This window comes from Novosphingobium aureum (assembly GCF_015865035.1).
GTDB classification, from domain to species: Bacteria; Pseudomonadota; Alphaproteobacteria; order Sphingomonadales; family Sphingomonadaceae; genus Novosphingobium; species Novosphingobium aureum.
The window spans coordinates 1-9,097 of sequence record NZ_JADZGI010000012.1 but is presented as its reverse complement, the minus strand read 5'-3'; the positions used below and the strand labels follow the sequence as shown (position 1 = coordinate 9,097).

Here is a 9,097-nt window from a genome sequence, read left to right as displayed (position 1 = left end):
GGCCTTTGCTGGCGATTTTCGCAAGGAGGGTTTGGGCTTCATCTTCGTTCCTTCGTCACTACGACGAAGCCCAAACCCTCCTTAAATCTCAACCCCTAATCTGTGCCATGGGCGCTGACGCCGGACAAGGTGCGGATCGCCGAAGAAGACTGAACAGACCACGACGAAACTTGCCCCACCTATCAGGGCAAAATCGCAAGACCCGCCTTCGTCGACCTTTCGGCGAAGGCCCTTACCAGCGCTCCACCGGGGTATCCATGGTCAACGGCCGCGCGTAGCCGGGATCAAGCTTGTCCCGACTGCTCTTGATCATGCCAAAGGCGCGAAATGCATCGCTTGCCATGATCGAGGCATCGGCCTTGAACACGACATCGACGGTACACCGCCTCAACGCGATGGCCCATCTGCCTTCGCGACGTTCGAGCCGGTCGAGGTAGCGCCCATTGAGAATGCGGCAGGTCTCTCCCCCCTTGTCGAGCATGGCACCCATGACATAGCTTTCGGCATGGGCGACATCGCCATCGATCTCGCAACCATGCGTGCAGATATTGTGGAGAGACAAGACGGATCCGCCCGAATGCGTTCGATTGGCCCATTGGGCAAACTCGTGTGCGGGGGTCTGGGCCCAAGTGCCGTGGTCGTCGAAACCATCTTCGGTGAAGCAATCGGTCATCATCTCGACGTCGAAGCGATCGGTCGCGCGCGCGAGGCCGTGGATCACGTCCTCGATCTCCTGACGATCCATCAGATAGCGCATCTGACTCTCGATCGCTTCCAGCCGCTCCTCGAGCCCCTCCATCGCATGATCTCCCCTCACCTTATGACTCTCTCGAATTGTTGCAGCGGCCAGACATTGTCGGATTCGCGATAGGAAGGTGGCTGGCGACCACCTGCATCGAGAATGCCGTACTCACGGGCCACTTCCGCGCCGATGATCGTGTGCCCGAGATATTTGGCGTTGCCGGGGTCCTGCGCGATGGCCCATAGGACATGTCCGGTGAATTCGGGCGTTTCGAGGCGATCGTTCAGATAGCCGTATTTTTCCGATTCGGCCGCGATCATGGCCTTCATCCGGTCGGTCAGCAGCCCCCCCATCCAGACCGACAAGGCGATCACGCCCGTTCCGGCGAGATCCACGCCCATGTCAAAGGCCATCTTGTCGACACCGGCCTTGTGCGTGCCATAGCCGGGGCCGTAGACATAGTGTGCCGCGCCCGATGCCGACGTGAAGGCAATCACCCCGCGACCACGTGGCACCATCATCCGCGCCGCGTGCCAGCTTGCGACATAAGAACTGCGGATGCCCACATCGATGATGTCCGCCAGCTTCAGCGGCTTTTCCCAGAAATTTCCGGGTGTCGTCAGCTCGTCATAGATGGCTGCAGCATTGTTGACGCAAATATCAAGGCGGCCGCTTTCGGCCTCGATCCTCTGGAAGAGGGCTTCGACCTGGCGGTCGTCGCCATGGTCGCAGCGCACCGCGATCCCTTTTCCGCCCGCCTCGGTGACGGCCTGTGCGGTTTCGTGGATGGTACCGGGCAAGGGGTGGTCCTGGGATGTTTCGCTCCGGCCCGTGACATAGACGGTCGCGCCATGGCTACCGAGTGCGCACGCGATCCCGCGCCCCGCACCGCGACTGGCGCCGGTTACAAGTGCGATCGTGCTCATCGTCCGCCTGCCCTTTTCAATCGGGGATTGTCCACGCAAATGCGCGGCATGGGATACCCCGTTACGCCGGGGCGGCATCGCACGAGATAGGACTTGCTTTGCGATGCAAGCTTGCCGGCCGCCAGATTTGGCCCTGCATCGAGCGGGACCGTTACAAGATAGAGCTCGTTCATCCCCAGCCCGCCGAACCGGCACTGCGTGATTGCCTCGAATGGAGTTTCGAACGGCGAGAGCCGAGTGCCATCGGGCGAGATACGCTCAATATGACCCGAGGCAAAACCGGTGATCCAGACATTGCCCTCACGATCGATGGCCATTCCATCGCAGTCTCGCTTCGCCAGAAACACGCGGCGGTTGGAGAGCCGGCCGTCGGCCTCCACATCATGCACATAGGTTCCGTCAAAGCTTTCATTGCAATAGAAGCGCGTACCATCCGGCGAGAGCGCCATGCCGTTGGTAAAGCCCAGATCAGCGCTTACCTTTCGGACATTTCCCTGGGCGCAAACGTGGTAGATCGCGACCGGGCCGGGCCGTCGCGCTTCGGCGATGGCGCTCAGATCGCATGTCCCGAAGTAGAAGCCACCCCGGCCATCGGGCGCGATCTCGTTAACGCCGTCGAGCGCGGCTCCGTCCGTCTCGCAGATCAGCCAGTCGCTCTTTCCCGTCGTCGGACAGCTGCGCAAAATCCCACCCTGCCCGGTCGAGATCACGCTGCCATCGGATGCGATACTCAGGCCGCCGATCCATCGCCGGTCGGGGCAGAAGCGCCTTGTCGATCCGTCCGGGGCCCGTTCCCAAAATCCACCGGCGATAACGTCGCTGAACCAAGCCGTGCCATCCTCGATCGCCAGACCTTCAAGATACAATCCCGAAGCAAGCTTTTCGAATTCCAACGTCGGCGATCCGTCTGTGATTGCGATATCCATGGCGCTTCAGGCGAACGCTTCCTCTCCAGCCAGCTTTGTCCGGTGCATCCGCCGATCGCTATCCAACGGATAAACCATCGCTCGGTGCATGGTCCCGGTATTGTCCCAAATGACCGCATCGCCAACCGACCATTGGTGGCTGTACGAGAAGCGCTCCTGCGTCGCCCAGCTGCGCAGGCGAACGAGCAGCCGCGTGCTCTCCATCGGCTCCATGCCCACGACATATTGCGCCGTCGAACCCAGCACGAGCGACTTGCGGCCCGACTTGTGGGTCCAGACGAGAGGCAATTCGTTCGTGCCAAGCGCCATCCACTCCTCCATCTTCGCGATGTCGGGTTCGGGATCGACATAGAGTTGCGAATTGTAGAACGAATGGATGACCCGCAGCCCCTCCAGCGCTTCCTTCTCCTCCGCGGGCAACGCGTCGTATGCGGCATAGGTGTTGCAGAATTCGGTGTTACCGCCCGTCTTGGACAAGACCTTCGCGCTCATCAAAGAAGCGAAGAGCGGCACGTCCTGCATCGTGCCGTCGATATGCCAATAGAACGCACCCTTCACATAGTCGGCCTGCGGATTGACCTTCTTGTCCATCGAGATGGCGAAGACCTTGCCATGCATCTCCGGCACGAACTCACCGATCGTCTTGGAAAAAGCGATCTGCTCCTCGTCGTCGAAATCGATCCTGGGGAACACGAGGACGCCGCGCTCTTCGAGCAAATCGCGCAATTCGGCGCCGTGGACGCCCGACAGCAAGGTTTGCTTGTCGCTCTCGACGATGCTGCCGATTTGCGGTTTGACGTGGGTAATCGAGAATTTCCCAGCAACGATGCTTGCCACTTTACCTCTCCAGACTAACGGCCGACGCGCGCCTTGTTAAACACGTGTTTAACCGATTCGCGCAGAAGGTTCAAGCAAGCCCGCATCCTGCAACACGGGCCCGCTGTTCCTTTTCCGGTGTGCCGGTGTTCAGCCGGTCGCGAGAAGCCGGTGGACCAAGGACGTCATGGCCGCGCGCGTTTCCTCGTGGCCCAAGCCGATGCCCACGCCCTCTTCCATCACGAGCGCCTGCCCGATAGCAGCCGCCATCACGGTCAGGACCAAGGGGGAAAATGGAAGCCGAACATCGGGATGGCGCGCAAGCTCCTGCTCGATGACGCGCTGCTGCTCGGCCCTCGCCCGCTCGACCGATTTCGATATCTCGGCCCGAATTGCCGGACGATGGTTGGCCATGGCCATGAATTCGATCGCCAGGGCCATTCGCTGGCGATCCGAAACCGAGTGCCACATCGCGGCAACTCCGCCTTGCTGGAAGGCTTCGGCCTGTTTCGCGCGACTTTCATTCGCAGCGCGCCGATAGACCGCGACGAGCAGATCGTCGGTCGTCTTGAAATAGTAATGGATCAGCGCCGGCGTCACGCCAGCTCGAGCCGCGACCTTGCGCGTACTCAATGCGCCGTATCCGATTTCGACGAGCAAGCGCTCGGTCGTATCCAGGATCAAGGCCTCGCGGCTTGCCCGATCTTCTCCATCTGCATCGCGTGTCCTCGCCATGCATGCTGATTGGCACAATACGCGGGGAATGCCATGCTTTTTGCTGAAATCATCGCGCCAAACGAAAGCCCCCTCTACAAGAGGTCTAGGCTGAACAAGCAAAAAAAGGGCGCGATATTGGCAGATGCATCGATGACGTGACGCGCGAGTGCCTGGCCGCGATCCCCGACACGTCGATCTGTGGGCGCCGTCTCGTGCGCGAACTGGCGCTCCTGATCGAGAGACGCGGAAAGCCGGGCCTAATCGTCAGCAACAATGGCACCGAACTCACCAGCAACGCGGTCTTGTCGTGGCGTGGCCAGGCCTGTGTGGAATGGCATTACATCGCCCCGGGCCACACGATGCAGAACGGCTTTGTCGAGAGCTTCAGCAGGGGCATCCACGACAAAGCCCCGTGCGAGCGTCAATTCCTCCCCGCCTTGTTGTCGATCTGGCGCTCAAGTTCGTCCTTCAACGGCGGCGTATAGATCAGAGGCTTGCCTTCGGAGTCCATCCGAACGATCTTACGCTAATTTTGCAAATCCTTCGCCAGAGCACGTTAACCGTCTGTTTTAACAGGATAATATTGACGTGCGGCGTTCTAGAATGTACTCGTGTCTACCCCAGAGTTTTCGTTCAGGGGGTGAGTCGCCAGTGAGTTTTTGAGCGCCCTCTGAAGGAGGTGCTTCGTGCCCAAACTGACAAAAACCCTGCTCGACAAGGCCGAACTACGGGATCGGCAATACACGATCTGGTGCAGCGAACTGAAAGGCTTCGGCGCCTTCGTGATGCCATCGGGCGTCCGAACCTATTTTGTTGACTATCGCAACACGAACGACGTCCGCAGGCGCATGAAGCTCGGACGGCATGGAACGATCACCGCCGAGCAAGCTCGAACGCTCGCGATCAAGGCGCTGGCTAGTGTCGCGCACGGCAACGACCCTCTCATGGAGCGAAGAGAAGCCCGGAAGGCCATGAGCGTCAAAGAACTGTGCGAGTGCTACATCACCGAGTTGGAGAATGATCGCGTTCTGGGAAAGCGCGGTCGTCCAAAGAAGGCAAGCACACGCTACACCGACATCGGCCGTATCCGCCAACACATCATCCCCCTCATCGGCGCCAGGCCAGTGAACCAGCTTACCAAAGCGGATGTGACAGCCATGATGAAGGACATCATGTCCGGGCGAACCCGCAGGAACGTGAAAACCGGAAAGCTGCGCGGCCGCTCGATCGTAAAGGGCGGCCCCGGCACGGCAAATCGCACCGTCGGTCTCCTTGGCGGCATACTCACCTACGCCAAAGATGAATTGGGGATCATCACCGCCAATCCCGCCCACGGCATCCGCAAGCCGAAGGACGCGGTTCGGACCCGGAGGTTGAGCGAAGAGGAATACCGCAAGCTGGGATCGATGCTTCGAACCACCGGCGAGGATGAAACCTACAAGTCCACTGTGGAGATGATCCGGCTACTCGCGCTAACGGGGTGTCGAAGGGGCGAAATCATCGGGCTCAAATGGTCCGAGGTCGATGATGCCGGCAGCTGCTTGCGCCTTGAAGACAGCAAAGAGGGGCAATCCGTTCGTCCTGTCGGGCTTGCCGTGCTCGAAGCGATCGACGAGCGCCGAATCCTGGAAGGGTATAGTCCCTACATATTTCCAGGCCGAGAGATCGATACGCCGTGCGGCAGCTTTCCAAACCATTGGAACAAGATCTTCAGGGAAAGCGACCTGTCGAATGTCACACCGCACGTTCTGCGGCACAGCTTTGCGAGCATGGCAAATGATCTTGGCTTCACCGAGATCACGATTGCCGCTCTTCTCGGTCACGCATCCGGCTCCATCACAAGCCGATATATTCACACGCTCGACGCCGCGCTGGTCGTCGCCGCCGATACCGTGGCCGGCTACATTCACGCGTTGATGGACGGGTCGAAGCTCGTTCTTCACAGCTATCCGCTTGATCGCAAGTCGAGAAAGGCAGCATTGACGCGCTTTCTGGAAACTGCGGCAGAAGCGGGCACTGTCGTGGATGACCTTGTTGATCGGCCGATGCAGTTCGGAACCTAAATCTCTCGGTCAGGCCGAATTTTCTCCGGCCTGACGATCACGGCTATAGCGCCACATCCTCATCCGCCTGCTTACCGGAACGCTCCGGTATTCTCTTCGACCCACTGGCGAAAGCTGCGGGGTGGTTGCCCGTAATCACGTGCACGCAGTTGGTGGGCATACCGGGTTGAGTGGCCCCTAGTTTTCTAGACGCCTTCTGCTTTCAACATCTGCTGGCGTTCGAACTGGGCTGGCGAAAGCATCCCGTTCCTGACGTGCTTGCGGACCGGGTTATAGAACATCTCGATGTAATCGAACACGTCCTGCCGGGCTTCCTCGCGTGTTTTGTAGGTGCGGCGCCGGATGCGCTCACGCTTGAGCGACGAGAAGAAGCTCTCTGCCACCGCGTTGTCATGGCAGTTGCCGCGCCGGCTCATCGAATGCTCAAGATTGTGAGCCCGGATGAAGGCCGCCCAGTCCAGCGAAGTGAACTGCGAGCCCTGATCCGAATGGATCAGCACCCGCGGCTTCGGCTTGCGCCGCCATACCGCCATGTGCAGCGCCTGCAGCACCACATCGGTAGTCTGCCTGCTCTGCATCGACCAACCCACCACGCGGCGGGAATAGAGATCGATCACAACGGCCAGATAGGCAAAGCCCTCCAGGGTGCGGATGTAGGTGATGTCCGTCAAAAGCGGACGAAACTGCGGGTCGCTATCGGCTTCAACCGGGCCGTGCCCTGATTAAGCGGATCGCGTTCGGGTGCTTGGCGCGAACAAAAGCAGTGAAAATTGCCATCCCGTCGCTCTCTAATCTTTGAAGAAGAGGCGCGACGGAATGGCGAATGAAGTCTAATCGGAAAGCCTCAAGTGAGGGGCGGGTAGTCCGTGTAGCCCTGCTCGTCGCCCACATAATAGCTGGATGGATCAGACGGTGCCAAGGCGGCGTTTCGACGGAAGCGTTCGGGCAGATCCGGGTTGCTGATGAAGAGCGTTCCGAAGGTCACTGCGTCGGCCAAGCCCGACGCGATCGCCTGTTCGCCAGTTTCCCGATCATAGCCTACGTTCACGACGAACACACCGGAGAAGCGCTTTCTTGCTTCGGGGGCCAACGGCTTGAGGCCATCAGGAAGCTGCGCCGCTTCCATGAAGTGGAGTATGCCCACCTTCCTGGCCTCGAGAGCCTCTACGGCAAACATGTATGTGCCTTCCAAATCGCTATCGCCCATGTCGTTATAGGGAATCCGAGGTGAAAGCCTTACCGATACGCGGGAAGGTCCAAACACTCGGATGGCCGCGTCGGTCGCTTCGAGCAGGAAGCGGGCGCGGTTCTCGATAGGCCCGCCGTAAGCGTCCGTTCTCTTATTTGGACCGTCTTCGAGGAACTGGGCCGGGAGGTAGCCATTGGCACCATGCACTTCAACACCATCGAAACCTGCGGCTTGGGCTGCGCGTGCAGCGGCCTCGTAGTCTGCAATTGTGGATTGGATTTCCTCCAAAGTCATGGCGCGCGGGGTGACGGTTGGCTTCGGCCCCTCAGGCGTAAAGGCCTGGCTTTCGAAGGGCACTGCCGAAGGCGCCACCGGCAAAGCTCCGTCATGGAAGTCCGGATGAGACGCACGGCCCGTGTGCCAGAGTTGTGCAAAGATAAGGCCACCTGCTGCATGAACGGCCTCAGTAACCTTGCGCCATCCTTCAATCTGTTCGGAGGTATGGATCCCGGGTGTATTCGTCCAGCCGATCGCTTGCTCGCTGATCTGCGTGCCTTCCGAAATGATCAAGCCTGCCGAGGCACGTTGGGAGTAGTAAAGTGCAGTCCGATCATTTGCCACATGGTCGGGCGTTCTAGCCCTTGTCATGGGAGCCATAAACACTCGATTCTTGAATTCGAAAGTGTCGGTTTTCAGCGCGGTCAGTAATTTCAGATCAGTCATTTGATGCTCCAGTAAATCTGGAGACCTAGATATACATTGTAGACCTAACATCAATTAGGCACCTTTGGTCGCCTAGGTAGGGCTGAGTAAACCTACCACCCGTTTGACGAGACTTAACCCGCATGTTTTCCCACCTGAACACCACTGAAGCCGTCATCCGATTGGCGGGCATCGAACGCTTCCCGTGCAGCGTTGACGTCCGGAAGGTTGTCTAGCGTCCACTGGTGAAGTTTTCGCAATGGTTCTTGCAAGGTGCGGCCCAGCGCGGTGATCTCGTATTCGACAGCTACTGGCGAAAGGGAAATGACGCGGCGGGTGATCATCCCATTGCGCTCGAGTTTGCGCAGGCATTGTGTGAGCGCTTTCTGACTAACGCCCTCCAACCGTCTACGAATGAGGTTAAACCGATGAGGCTTGTCGGTCAGGACCGTTAGTACCATCGTGGACCATTTGTCAGCGATCTGATCGAAGAGGCCCCGGCTAGGGCAATCCGATGAGAAGCAAACCGGATCTAATTCCGTGACATCGTGCATTTTATGTTCATCCAAAAATTCGTGCTTCGGACATGCTGGTATAAAATCTACACCTACCCTCTTGGCTTGGCGCTTGCACGGAGAAAGTCGGTATGCGGCTTAAGGTGGGCGCAGGAAACATAGTCCCACACGAAATGCCGGACGATGGTAGACGTGCCAGGCTGCTTATGCCGGTACAGTGCTAGCCCAGTGGGTAAACACAGCAACGCCCTCGGGAACCGCCCATCCCAACGCACTTCAAAGAAGCTGTGGAGTCGCAATTGGTTGTGTCCGTCGTCGAGACATTTGGCACAGATCGGGGCGTGGATTAGCGGAGAGCGAGCCTCGTCTGGGGGTTGATGTTAGGCGGCGAGCTTGCGGTGAAGCAAGCGGCGATGTTCGATGGTTTTTCGCTTGATGGTTTCGCGGCGCTTGATGATGGCGGGAGCCCTTCCGAAGTAGGCGTCTGCCGGGGTCACGTTG

Annotated in this window: 8 protein-coding genes and 2 pseudogenes; 2 read left to right on the top strand and 8 right to left on the bottom strand. The window is 59.0% G+C overall.

Features of this window, described 5'->3' with window-relative positions:
* Window positions 1-232: 232 nt before the first annotated feature.
* The 5 genes from I5E68_RS19800 to I5E68_RS19780 form a co-directional block, all read right to left on the bottom strand.
* Window positions 233-817 (bottom strand): nuclear transport factor 2 family protein, encoded by a 585-nt coding sequence (locus I5E68_RS19800; protein WP_197167441.1) that lies wholly within the window; start codon window positions 815-817, stop codon window positions 233-235.
* Window positions 814-1,668, bottom strand: a complete 855-nt coding sequence (locus I5E68_RS19795; RefSeq protein WP_197167439.1) for an SDR family NAD(P)-dependent oxidoreductase — start codon at window positions 1,666-1,668, stop codon at window positions 814-816. The genes I5E68_RS19800 and I5E68_RS19795 overlap by 4 nt, the downstream gene beginning before the upstream one ends.
* Complete coding sequence (locus tag I5E68_RS19790; RefSeq protein ID WP_197167431.1) at window positions 1,665-2,561, bottom strand: SMP-30/gluconolactonase/LRE family protein; 897 nt, start codon at window positions 2,559-2,561, stop codon at window positions 1,665-1,667. The genes I5E68_RS19795 and I5E68_RS19790 overlap by 4 nt, the downstream gene beginning before the upstream one ends.
* A 39-nt stretch (window positions 2,562-2,600) precedes the next feature.
* The gene (locus tag I5E68_RS19785; protein ID WP_197167430.1) at window positions 2,601-3,431 is read right to left on the bottom strand and encodes a TauD/TfdA dioxygenase family protein; all 831 of its coding nucleotides are present in this window, start codon (window positions 3,429-3,431) and stop codon (window positions 2,601-2,603) included.
* Between the two features lie 129 nt (window positions 3,432-3,560).
* Window positions 3,561-4,094: a TetR/AcrR family transcriptional regulator gene (locus tag I5E68_RS19780; RefSeq protein WP_197167429.1), complete on the bottom strand. Its 534-nt coding sequence runs from the start codon at window positions 4,092-4,094 to the stop codon at window positions 3,561-3,563.
* Window positions 4,095-4,273: 179 nt separating this feature from the next.
* Here I5E68_RS19780 and I5E68_RS19775 point away from each other — a divergent pair.
* A pseudogene (locus tag I5E68_RS19775) lies at window positions 4,274-4,555 on the top strand (integrase core domain-containing protein); the annotation flags it as partial.
* A 258-nt stretch (window positions 4,556-4,813) separates the two neighbouring features.
* Window positions 4,814-6,190 (top strand): tyrosine-type recombinase/integrase, encoded by a 1,377-nt coding sequence (locus I5E68_RS19770; protein ID WP_197167428.1) that lies wholly within the window; start codon window positions 4,814-4,816, stop codon window positions 6,188-6,190.
* Between the two features lie 185 nt (window positions 6,191-6,375).
* Here I5E68_RS19770 and I5E68_RS19765 read toward each other — a convergent pair.
* The 3 genes and pseudogenes from I5E68_RS19765 to I5E68_RS19755 form a co-directional block, all read right to left on the bottom strand.
* Window positions 6,376-6,861, bottom strand: a pseudogene (locus I5E68_RS19765) (IS3 family transposase); the annotation flags it as partial.
* 173 nt (window positions 6,862-7,034) lie between these two features.
* Window positions 7,035-8,102, bottom strand: coding sequence for an alkene reductase (locus tag I5E68_RS19760; RefSeq protein ID WP_197167427.1), 1,068 nt, complete (start codon window positions 8,100-8,102; stop codon window positions 7,035-7,037).
* Between the two features lie 113 nt (window positions 8,103-8,215).
* Complete coding sequence (locus I5E68_RS19755) at window positions 8,216-8,650, bottom strand: winged helix-turn-helix transcriptional regulator (protein WP_323982236.1); 435 nt, start codon at window positions 8,648-8,650, stop codon at window positions 8,216-8,218.
* Window positions 8,651-9,097: the final 447 nt, after the last annotated feature.